Origin of the sequence: Nonomuraea sp. CA-141351 (assembly GCF_050944675.1) — a bacterium.
Taxonomy (GTDB): Bacteria; Actinomycetota; Actinomycetes; order Streptosporangiales; family Streptosporangiaceae; genus Nonomuraea.
This window is the reverse complement of the sequence record NZ_CP191982.1, coordinates 244960-263762: the sequence shown is the minus strand read 5'-3', so window position 1 is coordinate 263762 and position 18803 is coordinate 244960. Positions and strand designations below refer to the sequence as shown.

At 63.3% G+C, this 18803-nt stretch carries 21 protein-coding genes and 2 pseudogenes; 16 read left to right on the top strand and 7 right to left on the bottom strand.

The window, feature by feature from the left end; translation table 11 throughout:
• Positions 1–463: 463 nt before the first annotated feature.
• Both ACQPWU_RS01375 and ACQPWU_RS01370 read right to left on the bottom strand, forming a co-directional pair.
• Complete coding sequence (locus tag ACQPWU_RS01375) at positions 464–1435, bottom strand: NAD(P)-dependent alcohol dehydrogenase (protein WP_433436309.1); 972 nt, start codon at positions 1433–1435, stop codon at positions 464–466.
• A gap of 173 nt (positions 1436–1608) precedes the next feature.
• Complete coding sequence (locus ACQPWU_RS01370; protein ID WP_433436307.1) at positions 1609–2109, bottom strand: hypothetical protein; 501 nt, start codon at positions 2107–2109, stop codon at positions 1609–1611.
• A gap of 532 nt (positions 2110–2641) precedes the next feature.
• Between ACQPWU_RS01370 and ACQPWU_RS01365 the strand changes: the two are divergent.
• Positions 2642–2839, top strand: a pseudogene (locus ACQPWU_RS01365) (tyrosine-type recombinase/integrase); the annotation flags it as partial.
• Between the two features lie 318 nt (positions 2840–3157).
• Here ACQPWU_RS01365 and ACQPWU_RS01360 read toward each other — a convergent pair.
• The gene (locus ACQPWU_RS01360; protein WP_433436305.1) at positions 3158–4600 is read right to left on the bottom strand and encodes a P-loop ATPase, Sll1717 family; all 1443 of its coding nucleotides are present in this window, start codon (positions 4598–4600) and stop codon (positions 3158–3160) included.
• 852 nt (positions 4601–5452) lie between these two features.
• Positions 5453–6034, bottom strand: coding sequence for a hypothetical protein (locus ACQPWU_RS01355; RefSeq protein ID WP_433436303.1), 582 nt, complete (start codon positions 6032–6034; stop codon positions 5453–5455).
• A 188-nt stretch (positions 6035–6222) separates the two neighbouring features.
• On the opposite strand from ACQPWU_RS01355, the pseudogene ACQPWU_RS01350 reads away from it, so the two are divergent.
• Both ACQPWU_RS01350 and ACQPWU_RS01345 read left to right on the top strand, forming a co-directional pair.
• Positions 6223–6525, top strand: a pseudogene (locus ACQPWU_RS01350) (HNH endonuclease); the annotation flags it as partial.
• Between the two features lie 261 nt (positions 6526–6786).
• Positions 6787–7446 carry a hypothetical protein gene (locus ACQPWU_RS01345; RefSeq protein WP_433445603.1) on the top strand — a complete coding sequence of 220 codons (660 nt, stop codon included), beginning with the start codon at positions 6787–6789 and terminating at the stop codon, positions 7444–7446.
• 90 nt (positions 7447–7536) lie between these two features.
• On the opposite strand, the gene ACQPWU_RS01340 is transcribed toward ACQPWU_RS01345, so the two are convergent.
• Positions 7537–8781 carry an IS256 family transposase gene (locus ACQPWU_RS01340; protein WP_433436301.1) on the bottom strand — a complete coding sequence of 415 codons (1245 nt, stop codon included), beginning with the start codon at positions 8779–8781 and terminating at the stop codon, positions 7537–7539.
• 239 nt (positions 8782–9020) lie between these two features.
• On the opposite strand from ACQPWU_RS01340, the gene ACQPWU_RS01335 reads away from it, so the two are divergent.
• Positions 9021–9584: an NUDIX hydrolase gene (locus tag ACQPWU_RS01335; RefSeq protein ID WP_433436299.1), complete on the top strand. Its 564-nt coding sequence runs from the start codon at positions 9021–9023 to the stop codon at positions 9582–9584.
• On the opposite strand, the gene ACQPWU_RS01330 is transcribed toward ACQPWU_RS01335, so the two are convergent.
• Together ACQPWU_RS01330 and ACQPWU_RS01325 are read right to left on the bottom strand one after the other, a co-directional pair.
• Positions 9562–9870, bottom strand: coding sequence for a hypothetical protein (locus ACQPWU_RS01330; RefSeq protein ID WP_433436297.1), 309 nt, complete (start codon positions 9868–9870; stop codon positions 9562–9564). The two genes, ACQPWU_RS01335 and ACQPWU_RS01330, sit on opposite strands and share 23 nt — an antisense overlap.
• Entirely contained in the window at positions 9837–10514 is a 678-nt protein-coding gene (locus ACQPWU_RS01325) for a hypothetical protein (RefSeq protein ID WP_433436295.1), read from the bottom strand. The genes ACQPWU_RS01330 and ACQPWU_RS01325 overlap by 34 nt, the downstream gene beginning before the upstream one ends.
• A gap of 384 nt (positions 10515–10898) precedes the next feature.
• On the opposite strand from ACQPWU_RS01325, the gene ACQPWU_RS01320 reads away from it, so the two are divergent.
• The 12 genes from ACQPWU_RS01320 to ACQPWU_RS01265 all read left to right on the top strand — a co-directional run bounded on the left by ACQPWU_RS01320 (position 10899) and on the right by ACQPWU_RS01265 (position 18770).
• On the top strand, positions 10899–11312 hold the full coding sequence (locus ACQPWU_RS01320) for a hypothetical protein (RefSeq protein ID WP_433436293.1): 414 nt from the start codon (positions 10899–10901) through the stop codon (positions 11310–11312).
• A 14-nt stretch (positions 11313–11326) separates the two neighbouring features.
• Entirely contained in the window at positions 11327–11656 is a 330-nt protein-coding gene (locus ACQPWU_RS01315; RefSeq protein ID WP_433436291.1) for a hypothetical protein, read from the top strand.
• A 29-nt stretch (positions 11657–11685) separates the two neighbouring features.
• On the top strand, positions 11686–12147 hold the full coding sequence (locus ACQPWU_RS01310) for a hypothetical protein (protein WP_433436289.1): 462 nt from the start codon (positions 11686–11688) through the stop codon (positions 12145–12147).
• Positions 12148–12211: 64 nt separating this feature from the next.
• Positions 12212–12928 (top strand): GntR family transcriptional regulator, encoded by a 717-nt coding sequence (locus ACQPWU_RS01305; protein ID WP_433436287.1) that lies wholly within the window; start codon positions 12212–12214, stop codon positions 12926–12928.
• A 118-nt stretch (positions 12929–13046) separates the two neighbouring features.
• Entirely contained in the window at positions 13047–13463 is a 417-nt protein-coding gene (locus tag ACQPWU_RS01300) for a plasmid replication, integration and excision activator (protein ID WP_433436285.1), read from the top strand.
• Positions 13460–13777 carry a hypothetical protein gene (locus tag ACQPWU_RS01295; RefSeq protein WP_433436283.1) on the top strand — a complete coding sequence of 106 codons (318 nt, stop codon included), beginning with the start codon at positions 13460–13462 and terminating at the stop codon, positions 13775–13777. The genes ACQPWU_RS01300 and ACQPWU_RS01295 overlap by 4 nt, the downstream gene beginning before the upstream one ends.
• Before the next feature lie 89 nt (positions 13778–13866).
• Positions 13867–15291, top strand: a complete 1425-nt coding sequence (locus ACQPWU_RS01290) for an FtsK/SpoIIIE domain-containing protein (protein ID WP_433436281.1) — start codon at positions 13867–13869, stop codon at positions 15289–15291.
• Positions 15291–15491 (top strand): hypothetical protein, encoded by a 201-nt coding sequence (locus ACQPWU_RS01285; RefSeq protein WP_433436279.1) that lies wholly within the window; start codon positions 15291–15293, stop codon positions 15489–15491. The genes ACQPWU_RS01290 and ACQPWU_RS01285 overlap by 1 nt, the downstream gene beginning before the upstream one ends.
• On the top strand, positions 15484–15636 hold the full coding sequence (locus ACQPWU_RS01280) for a hypothetical protein (RefSeq protein WP_433436277.1): 153 nt from the start codon (positions 15484–15486) through the stop codon (positions 15634–15636). Before ACQPWU_RS01285 ends, ACQPWU_RS01280 begins: the two co-directional genes overlap by 8 nt.
• Positions 15637–15674: 38 nt before the next feature.
• Entirely contained in the window at positions 15675–17240 is a 1566-nt protein-coding gene (locus tag ACQPWU_RS01275; RefSeq protein WP_433445134.1) for a replication initiator, read from the top strand.
• A 1-nt stretch (position 17241) separates the two neighbouring features.
• Positions 17242–17433, top strand: a complete 192-nt coding sequence (locus ACQPWU_RS01270; protein ID WP_433436275.1) for a helix-turn-helix domain-containing protein — start codon at positions 17242–17244, stop codon at positions 17431–17433.
• A complete protein-coding gene (locus ACQPWU_RS01265) occupies positions 17433–18770 on the top strand; it encodes a tyrosine-type recombinase/integrase (RefSeq protein WP_433436273.1) in 1338 nt (445 codons plus the stop codon). Before ACQPWU_RS01270 ends, ACQPWU_RS01265 begins: the two co-directional genes overlap by 1 nt.
• The last annotated feature ends 33 nt before the right edge of the window (positions 18771–18803 follow it).

The following is an 18803-nucleotide window of genomic DNA, read 5'->3' as shown; positions in this document are numbered from 1 at the left end:
TAGTGGATGGAAGGGCATTGGCCTTGGCGCTCTCTGGATTCTGGCCGCTATAACGTGTTTCTTCCTCGCTCGGCCTCCGATGGACCTCACGCCATCCATAAGGAAACCGAGGAAGTCCGGTACGGGCACACTTTCGCGGACGGTCTGCAAGCGTTTTCTGCTCACTAACGGCCTCCCATAAGGCCTGGAAGCCCCGTAGATTTCGGACGTTAGCCAATGAAACCCCGGACCCTGGCCGAGGCGGCGCAGATCATGGAACGCCTCGCCGACTCCTGAGCACCTTTCGAAATGATCTCTGACAGGAGAATCGGAGATTTTGGCCCCGGATGGGCGGTAAACCCAAACCGCATCAGCAGCTCGAATCTGCTGCGGGTCCGGCCACCACCTGGCAGCGGCCGAACCCGGGCGTTAGTACTCCGCCGCAGTTTGTGGCCCTGGAGTGCCATGGCCGCCAAGGGGTCGGTCAGCTCGGCGGTACGACGTCGATGATGACGTTGCCGATCTTCTTCCCGGTCTCCACGTAGCGGTAGGCGTCGACGATCTGGTCCAACGGGTACCGCCGGTCGATGACCGGCTTGAACTGTCCGGACTCGATCAGCTCCCGAAGATGCCACACCATCTCCCGGTCATTCCTCGGGATGGGGAACTTCACCTTCTTGCCGCCGAGCAACGGCGTGACCAGCGGCAGGATCACGTTCTGACACCAGGGCCCCAGCTCGGAGGACAGGTACGCCCCACCCGGCTTCAGCAGCCCCTTGCAGCGGCCGAACGTGCTCTTGCCGACCGCGTCGAATACCGCGTCGTAGGCCTGCGCGTCCCTGGTGAAGTCCTGGGCCGTGTAGTCGACGACCCGGTCGGCGCCCAGGCTCCGCACCAGCTCCAGGTTCGCCGTGTCACACACTGCGGTCACCGTGACGCCGAGGCTCTTCAGCAGTTGCACCGCCGCCGAGCCGATCGCACCGGTCGCCCCATGGACGAGAACGTCCTGCCCGGGCCGGATCCCGCTCGTCCTGATGAACGAGAGCGCATAATGCGAACCTTCGGTGCCGGGAGCGGCCTCGGCGAAGGTCGCGTCCGCCGGCATGGTCGCGATCATGCCGTCTTCGGGAACCGACAGGTACTCGGCGTGCGTTCCGAACGCGCCCTCGTTGTACCCGAATACCCGCTCGCCCACGGCGAACGACGTGACGCCGCTGCCGACCGCCTCCACCACCCCCGCGAACTCGGTTCCGAGGACCCTGCGCCGCGGCTGGGTAAGGCCGATGATCATCCGCATGAAGAAGGGCTTGGCCGCTCGGTAGGCACAGTCCGTCCGGTTCACCGTCGTTGCATGCACCCTGACCAGAACGTCCTTGTCCCCGACCGAGGGCTCATCCACCTCGGCGATCCGAACCACGTCCGGCGGGCCGTACCTGGAATGAACCGCTGCCTTCATGGACGAAACCTACCTAACCGAAACAGCGGCACCAAGGCCCATTTGTGCTGCTGTCGTGTCAGAGCCTCAGCACCTCCTCCACCACGGTCCTACACACGGTCCCCATTGCAGCCTTTAAGAGAGCAGAGCTCTACCACTCTCGTAGGGGACTCAACGGGACAGTGTGACGATCCCTACCGGTAAACGCGGCCGCCCCACCCGCTTCTCCACACTTTCGAGAAGAACACGCCGTGCCCGACCCCTGCGGCTGCGGCGCAAAGCATGCCGACGTTGTAATACCACTCCGCATTACGACAGGCGTAGAAGAAGAATGCGGCCGCCAAGAGGAACACGAAGGCATACCATCCGACGCGGGACCAGCCAAAGAACGGATGGTCTCGCTCGCGCCCGAATTTCACGTCCTTGTACGCCTTGACCATCACAAGGCCCAGTCTATAGAGCAGGGCAGCGAGGAGAAGACCGGCAAGTGGGTTCGCCCACCATACGTAAATAGAACCATCCAGTAATCCCAGATAGTAGTCGCGAAGGACGGCAGGAAGCGCTGAGACCCAAGGCACAGCCTGCTCTCGAATCCAGGGCCCGCTTACTGGGTCTGAAACGGTGAACTGAAAGACCGCTATCCCAAAGGCCAAGACACCTAAGACAAAGCCGACTACCTGCCACGTGCGCGACACATGGTCTCCCGATGCGGTCTACGTAGCTGCCCAGGCGGAGATCCTTATCAGCTATCGTAACGCCCCCAGCCGTGTCTCGGATGCTGCCCGAGCACTAACTGAATGAGACGATCGTAGGGCCGCCGACTGACGGCCCCCTACATATCCCATATGCCTCTTATGTACCGTTGACGCTTGGACGCACGAGCGCGCAGCGACCTTGTCGGAGTCTTGGACTGGGTCTGAACAGCCGCCGAGCGAGTCAATAACGACAAGCCGAGCTACGTCTGCTACAAGCGGCCCTGCTTCAAGGACTCCACCGGACACATGGAGAAGCGCCCCAAGCGCACAGGCGGCGGATTGATCTTCCGCCAACGCAAGGGCAAGCTCACCCTCCAGCGCCCACCCGAGCTGCTCGCCCAACTCGAGGCACACCGCGAGATACAGGACACCGGGCGCGACAAAGCTCAAGACCTGTGGGATGAACACGAATTGATGTTCGCCACCAAGCACGGCACTCCCATAGAGCGCACCGAGGACTGGACGCTGGAAGGCCATGCACAAGCAGGCCGGCGTCCGAGTGCACGACGCCCGGCACACGGCCGCAACGCTCCTCACCGAGCAGGGTGTGAACATCCGGGTGGTCCAGCAGGTCCTCGGTCACACGCGAGTGACCACCACCGAGCGCTACACCCACGTATCCACACCCTTGATGCGCGATGCAGGGGAGCGGCTCGCCTCCACTCTCTGAGGAAATCCCCAGCCGTTCCAACTACGACGCCCTCGAAGATCAAAAAGGCCCTCTCCCCGTTCAAGGGAGAGGGCCTTCCGCCTGCGGAGGATCGGGGATTTGAACCCCGGATGGGCGGTAAACCCAAACCGCATTAGCAGCTCGAAGGACGATCGTCCCAGGGCGTTCAACATGGACCGACACGACTGGACGCTCGTCCCGGGACGGGCTGGTACGGCGCGGAACTGCAAGCCAAACTGCAACCCGTGACATCCTTGTACGGACCAGCGAGTACACGCCGTCTACACGGCCCGACATACTTGCCGTCGTCGAATGCGATTAGCCACGACGAGGCCGCGGCTCGGTTAGCGATAGGCCGAGGAATAGCGCGGGATGTACCCAGACTGTGCTATCTCCCTCAATGGAGACGTTGTCGCCTTCACATCGGAACCTTATCTTTTGCCTGCGAACCTGGCGTGGAGCAGCGCCGAGAACGCTGATCTCGGTCAGCCAGTCGATCAAGTCATCAACGGATATGCGCCACTCTTTCAGGCTGTCACTGTCAATACGAGTGGCAAGCCTCTCCTCCACCGCCGCCCGAGATTCAAACTTGTTTGAACCCTGCTTCAGCGCATCCAACGCGGCGTCGATCCAAGGTGCGCCCCTCCGATACTCTTGCCGCAAGTCATCCACTTTGTCGCGACTGTATCTCGGTTCCGTCTTCTCAACCATTCTTTTAGTGATGCGCTCTTCGGAGGGGTGGTCACTACGGATCGCCTGGAAGAATTGAAGCAAATCCCGAGGCCGCATAAATGTCCGATTAACGAGATGACTCAGGGATCCCTTAGCGATTCTACCCTTATGGGTAGTGGCCTTCGATTCAAAAATCGAAGAAGCTGGAAGGCGTAGCCGGGACTCGAGCATCTTGCTCAGCTCTTCAAAACTCCAGCTTATCTCCTTCACCGTGTCTCTGAGCTTATCTTTGTCGTCAAAACTAAGGGCTTCGTAAATGTCGGTCCGCAAGAAGGCTACTGCTCGGGCGCCCTGAATGGGGTCACCACGCCACCCGAAGTCATCATTAATACGCTTCACCGCCTTTACCAGACCAACCAGCAACTGCTTCTTGTCCGCCGTTCCATCCCATGACTCATCGAGTTGATCGAGCATGAACAACCACGCGCTCTCATGCAGCGGGCCTTTAAGGTGCTGGCTAATCGTGTCAACAAGGCCAGGAACCAGTTCGCGTGCCGTATTTTCGTTGCGCCATTGTGCTTCCAATGCGGTGCCAAAGGCGCCCACCTTGAGCGCACTTATTTGCCCTATCATCTTGCTCGACTTGGCTAGGCTTGGCCGGATTTCACCGAAGTTATCGCGAATGAATTCACGAAGAACTTTGACGTCATCCCGAGCCGCCGCAGACCAACCGTGTTGCTGACTCCCGGACAGCGCAACCGCCAGTTGTAGAAGTAGCGCAAGTTGCCACGACACGGTTGCGGCGTGCTCCGTCGACAAGCCTAGCTCTTTAAAATCCTTGAAAGCTCCCCATGCATGGTCGTCCATGTTGAGACGAATGACAGACACGTGACCCAGGCCGAACTGCTGCAGAAGCTCTTCGCCTTGCCGAAAAAGCGCAGTCTTTCCTGAACCCTTCCGGCCGAGAACCAGACCGATCCGTTCCCGCACTATAGTTTCAGCGTCCGGCGTAACGACAAAGTAGGCGAAGAGTTCCTCATCGCTTTCGGCTGCAAGCGCGCCGATGCGTAGATCCTTCAGCTTGGGCATGTCCTCATGCTAGTCCTCGGTGCGGTCAGGGTGTCACCCATCGAGCCAATATTGACGGAGTTGATCACCGTCGCTTTGGCCTGACTAGCCGTGAACTGCTGAAACGGTCTCCGATAGCCGCTCGGACCGAGGCTGGCACTAGCCGCCCGATACGTGAAATGTCCACATTTGCCACAATCAACGACTAGCTGAGCTTCTTCGAAACATGACTGCGCACCGCACCAGTGCATCTGTGATGTAGCGGTGGATCTTGTTGTCGTATCCTCGTCGTCGCGTCCTGTAAGAGAGTCCCCTGGCACACGGGCTGATCACCAAATTTGGTCCGTCATAACCAGGCGCAGGCGCGATGCGTTCGTCGGACGCGGCGAGAGAGGTGGTGGTCACGGCGAGCGCCATGACCGCCTGATCATCCCGTCTGCCGTCAGCCGTCGACCCGCCCAAAGGGGAAGCGTGTCAGGGCCACGGGGACAAGGTGGAGCCCCCTACTGGAGGAACGACCTTGTGTCCGTGGCTCTGACACGCTCGGCTTGTCCCGGGTCGATGGCGGACGGGATGATCAGGTCTCACCTCAGCTACCTACGGACTTGGTCCTGCGACGGCGATCATCCCGGAGTTGGAGTGCCCCCGCCGGAGGCATCAGGACCTTAAGGATCTCGACACGTTGCCTCGGATTCGTCCCTCTCAGGGCGACGAGCACCACGATCAGACGTGAAACGATGTGAAGGCCCACGATCAGCGCGGTGGTCCACGACAAAGCGCCCATGACTGAATAGCCCTCCTGGGCTCCAGTCCGTGATGCCCAATTCACGGGGGCGGCGTTGCACGCACGGGCTCTCAACTTGTGACACGAGTCTAACGTGACTCCGGGTCTTTCGGGCGGGTGAAGGGGAAGCGTCCCAGCGGTGTGACGGGGATGCGTTCGAGCGAACGCCGGCCGACACCGAGCGCACGCCTCACCGCCACGACTTGCAAGCCGAGGATGTTGAGGCGGAAGTTCCGATGACAGCCACAGGTCACCCAACTGCGATCGAGAAGGCTAGTTGGCCGCCAGTCTGGTGGCTGGAAGATCTGTATGGGGTCGTCAAGCCCGGTGACGACCAACTTCGCGGCCCTATCCTCAGTCTCAAGTCGGACGTTCTCAGGAAGGTCTTCAAGACCGGCTTGCCGCACAGCATTCAGGAACTCTTCATCCCAATCGGGTTCGTCGTAGGCGGTGAGATACGGCGCCTCAATCTCTTGCCGACTCTGCCGCTTCGTGAGGCGGTTCCCGGCCTGCCAGATCCAATATCCGTCTGGAAGTTCCAAGGCTGCTGCCAGCAGTCGGCCGTCCCGCGGGCATCGCGATTCGGCCAGCATGATGTGCTTCTTGTGGCAGCTTCGAATCATGCGCCGTACAGACTCAGCTCGCTCTTGGAGGGCTTCCGGCTCGTTCATGTGGGCTCCATCGGTGCTTCAGTGACGCGGGCCGCGCGCGTCGCGCGCGAGAACGGCCCCCAGGCCGCACGCGCAGCGTGCGGGCGTGCGCGGGCCGCGTCGGCGGCGCACAGCGCCGCCTTGATCTTCACAAGAACAATCCTGCAAGAAGTGTCCATAGCACTTGGTGCAGAGGCACATCAAGCGCTATGGAGTGCGAGGTCGATTGTATGAGCGGGGAGCCGTGTCCGAGCTGGACACATGATCGTTTGGCCAGGAGACCCGATGTTGTCGGAGCTCTCCTATACCCTGCTGTCGTGTCTGATTCGCGGCCTGCCATCCCTCGGCCGATGGAGCGCATGATCCTCGTTGAAGCTGGGCACCGATGCGCCATCCCTACTTGCCGAGCAACCCAGCTAGAAATCGCTCACATCGATCCATGGGCCAAGGTTCGGGAGCATAAGCCCGAGAACCTCATCGCTCTCTGCCCCACCTGTCACGCTAGATATGATCGGGGCGAGATCGACAGGCAGGCCATGCTGCTATACAAACGGCAACTCCAACGACTTCAAGCGCGATCGGACGAGCAAAGATCGGCACCTCAGGCGGTTTCCACGCACTCCATTCCACCACCTCCTCGGACTCCAGTATTTTCACCTCCAGAGGAGAGCGCCCATTCTCAGGGCGACATAGATCTTGGCGACTATGAACTTATGTGGCCTCCCCATCTTTTCGTAGAGGAGGCCACGAAGATAATACGTGGCAGCCAACGCATGCGCGACAACCAGAGGGCAATCGATCTTCTCCTCAGAGAAGCATTTAGAGACTCAAACGTCGCAGATGATTTCAATGCACTCACTAACGGATTGGTATTTGGACTTGAAAACTCATCGGGACTGACTCCAGAAGATTTTATTCGGGAGCTCGTGGCACGAGCATACGAGATTCCGGTGCATAGCGTCCCGCGACAGTACTGGAACCGCAAGCGAGGTGAAGTCTCAACACCGTCCCATCCCGACATGGCCAAGGCTCGCGCAGCGTTTGCTTCACTCATTAGCGACTTCGAAGAGAACGGCTATCTGGCACAGAAGTTCCCTAAGGATTGCGTGGACGATTACGACCGCGTTCCCTCTAATCCCGCGCTGGAGATAGAAGAAAGGCTAGGAGCTCCGATCAGTTGGCCTCTGGAGCCAGACTCATGGGACGATGACACCTTCTTCGGACTTGTCGAAGTCTTTCATGACTTGGTGTCTAGGCCGCGCGAGTCTTGGTATCACAGCTTTGCAAACTGTGGGACGCACTATTCTTGCTTTGCAACAGAGTCCGGAAGAAGACTGTACCGCTGGCACATAAATCGAATCCTGGAAGAGGCAAACCTCCAGCACCGGCTTGCCGAGATTGGAGAACATGTTGGACGCATCGAAATGATATGACTGTCAAATCATGACTGGCCACCACACCAGCGGGGCCGCGTCCAAGATCGTGGTGTATGAGATTCGACCACTCTGCGATCTAATTCCTATTTAAGCAGCAATCGCATCGATAGTCACATTAGTGTCACTAGCGTCTTCTCTTTCCTTTCTCTCCGCGGCCTTGCGGCAGTCGGCGAGGATTTCCAGGCCGAGGTAGCGCCGGCCTTCGGTCCACTCATCGTGCTGCTCGGCCAGCACCGCGCCCACCAGCCGGATGATGGCATCACGGTTGGGGAAGATGCCGACCACGTCGGTGCGGCGGCGGATCTCCTTGTTCAGCCGCTCCTGGGGGTTGTTGGACCAGATCTGCCGCCACACGGCCTTGGGATAGACAGCGAAGGCCAAGATGTCCTCGCGTGCGTCATCCAGGTGCTCGGCGGCCTTGGGATACTTGTCCTCCAGCGCTTGGACGACCTGGCGGTGCTGCGCTCGCACCGAGGCCGTGTCGGGCTGCTCGAAGATGGTGCGCAGCATGGTGGCCACCCACGGCTGGGCCACCTTCGGAACAGTCGTCGAAAGATTACGCGCGTAGTGGGCGCGACACCTCTGCCAAGAGGCGCCAGGCAGCGTGGAGCCGATCGCGTCGCGCAGCCCGGCATGGCAATCGGAGATGACCAGACTGACCCCCGACAAGCCGCGGGCGACCAGGCCGCGCAGGAACGCCAGCCAGCCCGCGCCATCCTCGCTGGAGACGACGTCGATGCCGAGGATCTCGCGGTGGCCGTCGGCGTTGACGCCGGTCGCGACCAGGGCGTGCACGTTGACCGTCCGTCCGCCCTCACGCACCTTCTGCGTCAACGCGTCGATCCACACGAACGTGTACGGCCCGGCATCCAACGGCCGGTTACGGAACTCACTCACCATCTGATCCAGCTCCCGGGACATCACGCTGACCTGCGACTTGGACAGCTTGGTCACCCCGAGCTGCTCGGCCAGCCTCTCCACCCGCCGGGTCGAGACGCCCAGCAGGTACGAGGTCGCCACCACCGAGGCCAGCGCCCGTTCGGCCCGCCGCTGCCGCTCCAGCAGCCAGTCCGGGTAGTACGACCCCTGCCGCAGCTTGGGGATGGCAAGTTCGACCGTGCCCGCGCGGGTGTCCCACTCGCGCCGCCGGTAGCCGTTACGCGAGTTGACGCGCTGGTCCGATACCTCGCCGTAGCCGGCGCCGCAGCGCTGCTCGACCTCGGCGTCCATCATCATCTGCGCCATCCGCACGACCATCTCGCGCAGCACATCGGGCGATGCCTGCGCCAGGGTCTCGTCGAACCACTCACCCTCAGCAGGCAGAATGTCCATAGCGGCCACTTCTCGTTCTCCTTCTTATGCCTTCGACAGCTGTGAAGGATCGCGGAGTGGCCGCCCCCATGTCACATCGATCTTCCCTCACGGGCATCAAGGTGACGAGTAGGTTCAAACCCGTACACCACTCCCGTGGACGCTAACCACCAGCGGCCCGAGGCACGGTCAGCCCTTCGCTGGTGGTTCTTCGTTGGAAGGCATGTACCACACGATGTGGGAGACGGTAACTTCACGGTGTGGCTGATGACGCTGAGCTTACGCGCTGGGTTGTGCACGGCGAACGACTGATCTACGACAACCGGTGGATTCGGCTCGGGCTGGCCGATGTGGAAATCCCTGGCGGAGAGCGCTTCGAGCATCACGTAGTTCACCTGGATCGGGCGGCGATCGCGGTTGTGCTGGACGAGCAGGATCGCGTCTTGCTGATGTGGCGGCATCGGTTCGTGTTCGATCGCTGGGGGTGGGAGCTTCCCGGGGGCCTTGTCGATGCTGGCGAGGGCCCGATGGCGACCGCTATCCGGGAAGTTGAGGAGGAGACCGGGTATCGGCCCAAGAACGTTGAGCAACTGGTGAGCTATCAGCCGATGGCCGGCATGGTGGACTCCGAGCATCTCCTATTCGTGGCACGCGGGGCAGAGTTGATCGGCAAACCCATGGGTGAGGTGGAGGCCGATCGGATTGAGTGGGTTCCGATGGCGGAGATTCCCTCGATGATTGCCCGCGGAGACATCTGGACATCAGGGACCTTGATCGGGCTGCTTCAGGCTCAGGTGTGGCTCAACGGCCGAGGGCGCGGTTGACGGCTTTCGACAGTTCGTCGATGCGGCGGCGCTGTCGGCGACTGCCGGTCATGGTGGCGAGTTGCTGGGCGCGGTGGATGTGGGGTTGGGCGGCTTCGGGGTCGCCGGCGGCCAGGAGGGCGTGGCCGAGGTCGCAGCGGACGCCGGATTCGGCTCTGTTGTAGGTGCCGTCCATGCCCGCAAGAGCTGAGCGGAGGTCGTCGGCGGTGTCTGGGTCTCCGAAGCGTACGAGGCAGTTGCCGCGCCAGCGGGCTACGTGGTGGGCGTTGATGAACAGGTAGGGCATGTCCGGGTCGCTGTCGCCTTCGGGGAGGAGGGCGGTGGCTTGGTCGAGGGCTGCGCGGCAGGTGGTTTCGTCGCCGAGGATGGCGGCGGCTTCTGCCTCGGCGGCTGAGAGCCAGGTGCGCAGGCGGGCCGGTACGTGATGGCGGTGTTGGGCGTGGACGTGTTGGAGGAGTTCGGTAGCTTCGGCGGGTCGGCCGAGTCCATCAGGACGTATGCCTGTTCGCCGGAGACGTAGGCGAGTACGGCGGGGTCTTCGGCTTCGTAGGCGGCGGCCTTGGCGTGTTCGTAGTGGGTCCAGGCGTCGTTGAGCGCGAGAGTGTTGATCGCCTGCCATCCGGCCAGTGAGGCGGTCTCCGCCAGCAGGTGGGCGAGTTGGGCGCGGATGCCAGGACGTACGGCGTGACTGTGGGCGCGTTCGATCTGGGCTATCTGGGCTCGCATCTTGTCAGCGATGGCGGGGCCTCCGAGCTTGCGGTCCAGGTAGCGCAAGTTGTTGGTGTCGGTGCGCAGGATCATGACCGTGGTCGGGTCGATGGTGGCGGCGAAATCGAGGCGGCCGATCAGTTCGGTGGTTTGTTCCTCGTGTTCGTCGTTGTGGTCGCCAGTGGGTGAGGCGATGTCTTGTGGGGCCAGACCGAGCAGCATGCGGGCGTGGTCGGGGAGGTTGAAGCCGGTGGCTACGCGTTCGATGACGTGGAGTTCGGCGATTGATCGTTTGCCGTGCAGGATCGCGTTTACGGCGGGTTGTCCGAGTTCGGCGACTGCTCCGATGCGTACCTGACTGGCGCCATATTTGACGGCTATGGCGAAAAGTCCGGCGAAATCGCGTCTTCTGAGTATTCCCGGGTGTCGTCGGAGTCCCAGACGGATGCGGGTATATCGATCCGGCTGGCCACGCCCTTTTGCATTCTGGACCTCCAACTTGTGGGACCCGGGAATCATGCATTGAGGTATTGGCGAGCCTACATCTCATGTTGGGATACCAGCGTGGGATAGGTCTCAAACGGTATGGCTCCCATGCTGTCCGGCATGACAACGCCAGTCAGATGCACAGAATGCGAAGGACGCGGCTGGAAGATCATTACCCGGCGCGGCCATGTGACTGCCTCCGGGGTTGGCCTGGCGGTATCCGCCCGCGAGGAATGCCTGTACTGCCCCACTCCGGCCGAGACGCCGCACGAGCGGTTCGAGTGGGAAGTTCGTATCGCATCGGCGCAGGGTGAGGCGCTGGGGCCGTGTGGTTCCAGTGCTTTCCAGGCCACGGCCATGGACGAGCTGCGCAAGGCGATGCGAGGCATGTCGCGAGACGTCTCGATCCGGGGCGGCATCGCGCACATGGTCTTCGACTTCGGCGCGGGCGATGACGGCTGGTCCAAGCGCGAGATTTTCCGTGCGTTCGTCGATCCGGCGGGATCTGTGCGATTCGAGCGGGTAGTCAAGTGATCTACCCGGTTACGATGACGGTCGATCCGTGCTGGTCGGCCAGCCTTCTCCGGGAGGCTTTGCGGCGCGACGGAATCAACGCCGATGTTCATGACGGTTATGGCCTGGCGCTGGTTTCGGTCTGGGTGGGCCTGGTCGTCTGGTGCGATGGCGGGCGCTTTTGGTGGCGTACTGGGTGGAATGCCGGTCGTCGGCGTGTCATTTATGCGTGGCATCCGGCGACTGATCCATTTCGGGCGGCTCGCCGTATCGCCATGCGGTACGCCGAATTGCGTACTCAGCAAGGGGTCGACGACTTGCGTGCGGCGGGTCGACACGAGGCGTTCCCGGGAGATCCGCAGTGAGCGGGGTGTGGGCGCGAGTCGGATATCGCGTGACGATCGTGACCATGGAACATAGCCCCAGGTCCACGCGCACCTATGGTTCCATGCTGCTCCTTCGTGAAGGTGTCGTAGTGGCTTTGCTGCGCAACACCAAGGTCGCTCTCGTCAAACTCGACGACGAGTCCTATGAGTTGCCGCAGGGAGCGCGTCGCTGGCCTGTGGCCTGGGATGATCTGGTTTTGGGGGAGCGGGCGAGCATGCCAGATGTTTCTGCCCAGACGTACGTGGCGGGGTTCTCGAAAGCTGGCCGCACCTTGGAGCAGCACGCGGTGCTGCCTGGGACGGATGTAGCTGTGTGCTCGGCGCCGGTCAACCCATTGCCGTTCTGCGGGTGGTCTCTGTCCTTCTCCCCTACCGTTCCTCAGGCGTGCCCGAAGTGCGTCATGCTGGTTGACGGCTCCCGATTGGAAGGGCGTGAAGGGTCAGCTATGCCTGCACTTGGCGGGTCCTGACAGATGCGTTCTCAACCGGTACTGTACTTATGCGCACGAGTGCAAGAGTGAACGGGCGGTTGAGATGAGTATGGACTTCGCCCCACCTAAATACGCCCAGGTGATGCGGGCCATTCAAGAGCGGATCGAGTCGGGCGAGTATGCCCCGGGCGACATGCTGCCGTCCGAGACGCAGTTGGTGCGGGAGCTCGGCGTTGGCCGTACCACCGTGGTGCGGGCGCTTCAGACGTTGGCCATGCAGGGGTGGATCGAGCGCGAGCACGGGCGCGGCTCCTTCGTGAAGGGGCGTCCAGAGAGTGCCGCTGATCGGGTTCGGCCCAGCCAGTCGACGACCGAGCAGGGCGAGAGTTCTGATGCCGTGGTGGAAGCGGGGCGTGTTCCGGCTCCTCGGCATGTGGCGCGTCTGCTTGGTGTCGCTGAGCACACCCCAGTGATCATGCGGAAGCGTCTTGCCCGCCAGGGTGACGTGGTCTCGGCTGTGGAGGCGTTCTGGGTGCCCTTGGAGCACGCGCTGGGCACCGACCTGGACAAGCCCGAGCCGCTGCGACGCGGGATTCGCCAGCATCTCCAGGCGGTCAAGCACCTGCGCTTCGATCACATCACCGAGCGGGTGACCGCGCGCAAGCCGACCAAGGAGGAGGCCGAGTTGCTCGGCTCCTCCAACCCGGTGCTCGGTGTCCTGGCTACGGTGCACGATCCGGCCGGCGTGGTGTTGATGGTGGTTAGCGTGGCGCTTCCGGGGAGCCTGCACGAGCTTGAGGATGTCTTCAAGGTGAGCTAACTCTTACCCGCCGCGTCCGTCTTAACCACTTGTGCGGACGAGTGTGCTCGCTTACTCTCAACTCATGCGGACAAGTGGACGAGCGAACGAGGAGCGCGTCCTGAGTGAGAGGAACACCATGGCACTTCAAGGCCCCATTTCGATCACGTTCGAGCAGGCGTTCCCGCACGGCTGCTTCCTGGTCGGACAGGTGGAACAGGTCAAGAACTTCGAGGCATCCACCAACGGCAAGACCGTCTATGCCAAGGACAAGGCCACTGGCGAGCCGATCTGGCAGGTCCCGGTCATGGACGGCGACACCACCCTCAAGGCCGGCCAGAAGACGGTCGCAGTCAAGATCCTTTCCCAGACCCCGCCCGTCGCGCCGCCCCCGGTGTCCGGTCTGCCGATCGCGCCGGTCGAGTTCACCGGCATGACCGTAACCCCGTACGTCAACCCGGCCGGACGGCTCGCCTACTCCTACCGGGCCACCGGCATGCGCCCGGCCCGTCCTAAGCAGCAGGCGGCGCCTAGCAGCAGGGAGACGGCGGCATGAGCTCCGAGCCGTACACCTACGTCACGTTGTCAATGAGTCGGGACTCCACCCCGCACCTGGGCATCTCGTTCCACACGCCCGAGCTGCGGGTCAGGTCCGGCCTACTGCGCAGTGACGTCCGACCGTACCTGTCGCTCAGCTCCAGCGAGGCAGACGTGCACGTCTCCACCACCGCGGCCGGACCAGTCACCGACGCCGACCTGGACACCGCTCGCGACATCTTCAACGCTGCCGCTCGCTACCTGGCCGAGTGCGAGCGTCTCCACGCCGAACAGTCGGCCACCCCCAAGGACGCCCACAACCCGGCGGCCTGACACACCAAGGCGGGGCCGCCAGAAGCGGCAACTTCCGGCAGCCCCTTCGGTTCTCCCCTGACTTCCACATCACGAGAGGTACCAAGCTTATGTTCAGGCGGCTCCCTGGTGACCAGGCACGCGACCTGGTCACCACCACGCCGGACACGGCCGTCGTCTTCCGCCCGGCCGTGGTCACCACCCCAGCCATCCTCACCCTGATCATCCTCGCCGGACGCATCCTGGCCGGCCTCGTCCGGGTGACCTGGCGACACCCCATCGCCATGCTCGCCGCCGTCACGCCGGGCGTACTCACGCTGTTGTACGGCTGGCGCGTCGCCCTCCTGCTCAGCGCGCCGACTCCGGTCGGGCTGATCGCCTGGGCACTCACCAACCCCGTCTCGTTCGCCCGACTGGTCGGCTGGCGGCTGCTGGCCTGGTGGCGGCTGATCTGGGTCTACCGGCGACACTGGCAACCCGTCATGATCGTCTCCGGTCTCGGACGGCACATCCGCGGCCGCGACTACCTGCCACGACTGGCGAAGGTCACCTGTACGCCGTGGGCCGATCTGGTCAGCGTGCGCATGCTCAAGGGGCAAGCGGTTAAGGACTGGGCCGACCGCATCGATCATCTTGTCCAGGGCTTCGGCGCCACCTCCTGCCGTGTGGCGCTGGCACAGGCGGGCCGGATCACACTGACGTTCCCGCGCACCGATCCGCTGGCCACGCCGATCCCGGCCGTTCCTCTACCCGCTGAGCCGAGCGTGGGTGCGGTCGAGGTCGGCAAGCAGGAGGACGGGCGGCCATGGCGACTCAAGGTGCACGGCACACACGTCCTGATCGCCGGCGCCACCGGAGCGGGCAAGGGCTCAATCATCTGGTCTGTCATCCGGGGGCTCCTCCCGGCCGTGCGGGCAGGCCTCGTGGAGCTGTGGGCGCTGGATCCCAAGCTGATGGAGCTCTCCTATGGCCGCGCGCTCTTCGGCCCCCGCTACGCGGCCACCCCGGAAGACTGCGCCGACCTGCTTGAACTGGCGGTCCAGGTCATGCAGAAACGCGCGGCGCGCTTCGCCGGACGCCAGCGCAACCACGTCCCCACCGTCGATGACCCGTTCATTCTGGTCGTCGTCGACGAGGTGGCGTTCCTGACCGCCTACCAGTCCGACAAGGACCTCAGACGCCGCATCTCCGCTGCCCTGGCCACCCTGACCACCCAAGGGCGCGCGGTCGGCGTCGGCGTGCTCGCGGCGCTCCAGGACCCCCGCAAGGAGGTCATGAACATCCGCAACCTGTTCCCCGACAAGATCGCCCTCCGGCTCGACGAGTCCGAACAAGTGGACATGGTGCTCGGTGACGGCGCACGCGACCGTGGCGCGTTGGCCGATCACATCTCCCCTGTCCCTGAGCTCGGCGCGGGCGTCGGCTATGTCCGGCTGGAGATCAGCCCTGACCCGATCCGGGTCCGCGCGGCTTACGTCTCCGACGCTGACATCCGCGCCATGGCCAGCACTTTCGCCTTCGGCGGGGGTGCGTGATGCGGGTCTGCTTCCACGGCACCGCCGAGGAGATCGCTTTGGTCGCGGGCCGCCCGATGCTCGTCCTACTCACCGCCCGGGATCTGCCCCGGCTGCGGGTCTTCGAGATCTTTTACCCGCATGTGCTGCGCCACCCCTACCAGGAGCGCTACCAGCTGTGCGCCGACCTGGCGGAGACGGAGGTGAGCGACCATGCGTGAGCTGGCCTACCTCCTGGAGGGGCTGCGCTGCTCGTGCTGCCACGCCGAGAGCACTCTGTGGATCGACCTGGCGGCGGGCTTGGTCGAGTGCCCCGAGTGCGGCCAAGGCGCGCTCGTCCCCCTCGACGCACGGGAGGAGCTGTGACCTACGACCGTTCCCTACCTCGCGCCGAGCGCCAGCGCATGCCCCGGGCGCGCGATGTCGCCCGAGAGGTCGCTGAACAACACGGCGTCTGTATCCGCCCCATAGCCCTCCAACGGCTCGACACGCACACCGGCCAGCGCGAGATCATCGACGTCCCGTGCGGCGCCACCTTGGACGCCGCGTGCCCGCCATGCGCCAAGCGCAACCGACAACTCCGCATGGCCCAATGCCGGGAGGGCTGGCACCTCGACCACGAACCGACCATCACACCGGACGAGCCCAACGACGAGCAACGCTGGCTGATCGAATTCCGCGCCGACATACAAGCTAAGCGCGACCAGGTAGACCAAGCGCAGCAAGACACGACAGACCTGGACGCGGTCATCGCTGGTCTCGATGAAGAGATCAACACGGCAGGTATGCGCGGCAACCTGCTGGCGGGCGCTGGAGGCAAGCGGAACCGCTCGACCAGGAGGCGCCAGGACGCCCCAGACCTGCCCCAGCGCAAGATGGCGAACACGACGCTGGGCCGGACCTTCACCAGCTCGGACGGCAAGACCTACCGACCCTCGCTGTTCGTCACGCTGACCCTGCCCTCATACGGCAAGATCCGCGATGGCGTCCCCCTCGATCCCGACACCTACGACTACGCTCGAGCGGCCCGGGACGCCCTGCACTTCTCCAAGCTGGTGGACCGCTTCGTGCAGAACCTACGCCGCGTGGCCGACTACGACGTGCAGTACTTCGCCACCGTCGAACCACAGAAGCGGCTCGCCCCGCACCTGCACATGGCCATCCGAGGCACCCTGCCACGCGCCGAGATCAAGCAAATCGCCGCGGCCACCTACCATCAGGTGTGGTGGCCGCCCACCGATCGCGCCATCTACGACGGTGACCACCTGCCCGTGTGGGAGAACGGCGTCGGCTACCTCGATCCCGACACAGGCGAGGTACTGCCCACCTGGGACGAAGCACTCGATCAGCTCGACGCCAACGAAAGCGCCCAACCACTGCACGTGGTCCGCTTCGGTGCACAGGTGGACGTGAAAGGCGTCCTGGCCGGCACTCCAGACGCCGACCAGTGCATCCGGTACCTGTCGAAGTATCTGACCAAGTCCCTCGGCGGCGGCTGGAACCCTAACCGCCCAGCTCAGCGTCGGCACGCCGAACGCATGCTGGAGGCGCTGCGGCTCGAACCCTGCTCCCCCACGTGCGCCAACTGGCTGCGCTACGGGATCCAGCCCAAGGGTGCCAAGTCGCGCATGACCCCCGGCCGATGCCGCGGCAAGGCCCACAAGCCTGACCACCTGGGCTACGCCGGACGCCGCGTCCTGGTCTCCCGCAAGTGGTCCAACAAGACCCTCGCCGAACACAAGCAGGACCGCCGTACCTGGGTCCTGGAAGCCCTCGGCCAGACCGACCAACCCACTGACCCACACCGCTACGTCTGGAAACCCGTCCCGGCCGGAGACGCCAACGTGCCCCCACTGGCCGTGCGCCTCCTCCGCGCCGTCGCCGAACGTGAACGCTGGCGCGCCCACATGGCGGAACTCCAGGCCAGAGCAGACGGACAAGATCCTTCGGCAACTGGAGAGGCGGCCTGACATGGACAAGCTGTTCTACCGCCCGAAAGACGCCGCTTCCGTGCTTGGCATGAGCCGAACAGCCGTGTTCCGTCTGATCAAGTCGGGTGAACTTCGATCGATCAAGCACAACGGCTACCGGCTCATCCCCGGTGCCGCCCTCCTCGATTACGCCCGCGCTCTTGAGGCCCAAGCGTCCAAGGAGGTGGCCTGATGTCCGCCAGAAAGCCCAATGGACGCTCCTCGATCTTCCTCGGCAAGGACGGGCTGTGGCACGGCTGGGTGACGGTGGGGATCAAGCCGGACGGCTCGCCGGACCGACGCCACCGCAAGGGCAAGACCGAGACCGAGGTAACGCGCAAGGTCCGCGAATTGGAGAATCAGCGAGACTCGAGCCGAGTGAGCAAGGCCGGCCGTGCTCCAACCGTCGCGGAGTGGATGTCCGAGTTCCTCGACGTGATCTGCGAGCGCCTGGTCCTGTCGGAGAAGATGGCTCCTCGCACACTCACCGACTACCGGTCCAAGTCGAGAAACTGGATCGTGCCGCTCCTCGGCAAGCATCGCCTCGATCGACTCGCCCCTGAGCACCTGGACACCGCCTACACCACGATGCTCGAAGAGGGCCTCTCCTCCAGCAGCGTTCTCAAGGTCCACCGCATCCTGTCTCGTGCCCTCACGATCGCCGTACGGCGAGGCCGCATCGCACGAAACGTGGCCACGTTGGTGGACGCTCCTTCTGCCGCCACAACGGAGATCGAACCCCTGACAGGAGAGGAGGCGCGGCGCATCCTCGACGTCGCCAAGACCAGGAGGAACGGCGCACGCTGGTCGGTGGCTCTCGCGCTCGGCATCCGGCAAGGCGAGGCTCTCGGGCTCCGCTGGTCGTACATCGATCTGAACACGGGGGAGATCAGGGCGTGGTTCCAGATCCAGCGGTCAGAGTGGCAGCACGGCTGCAACGATCCGCACACCTGTGGAGAGAAGTGGCACCGCAAGGCGTGCAAGAAGAGCTGCAAAGAGCATAAGCATGATCGCGACTGCAAGAAGCGCTCCCACCGCTGCTACAGGCGCCCATGCCTCAAGGACTGTACGAGCCACGCAGACAAGTGCCCGAAGCGCACCGGCGGCGGGCTGATCTTTCGGCAACGCAAGGGCAAGAGCAAGCTCACCCTCCAATGCCCGCCAGCACTCCTGGCTCTCCTACGAACCCACAAGAAGCTCCAGGCCGCCGAACGGCTCAAGGCTGGGGAAAAGTGGACCGATCACGATCTGGTCTTCACAACGCAGCTCGCCGGCCCGATCGAGCGCACCGAGGACTGGAAGCAGTGGAAGTCCATCCTCAAGCAGGCCGGCGTACGCGACGCCCGCGTTCACGACGCCCGCCACACCGCGGCAACCCTGCTCATCGAACAGGGCGTCCACATCCGAGTCGTACAGGAGATCCTCGGCCACACCCGTGTGACCACCACAGAGCGCTATACACACGTGGCCACGCTCCAGATGAAGGACGCCAGCAACCGCATGGACCAGGCCCTCTGGGGACAGCTCTGACGGGCAACTGCAACCCAAACTGCAACCCTGGCC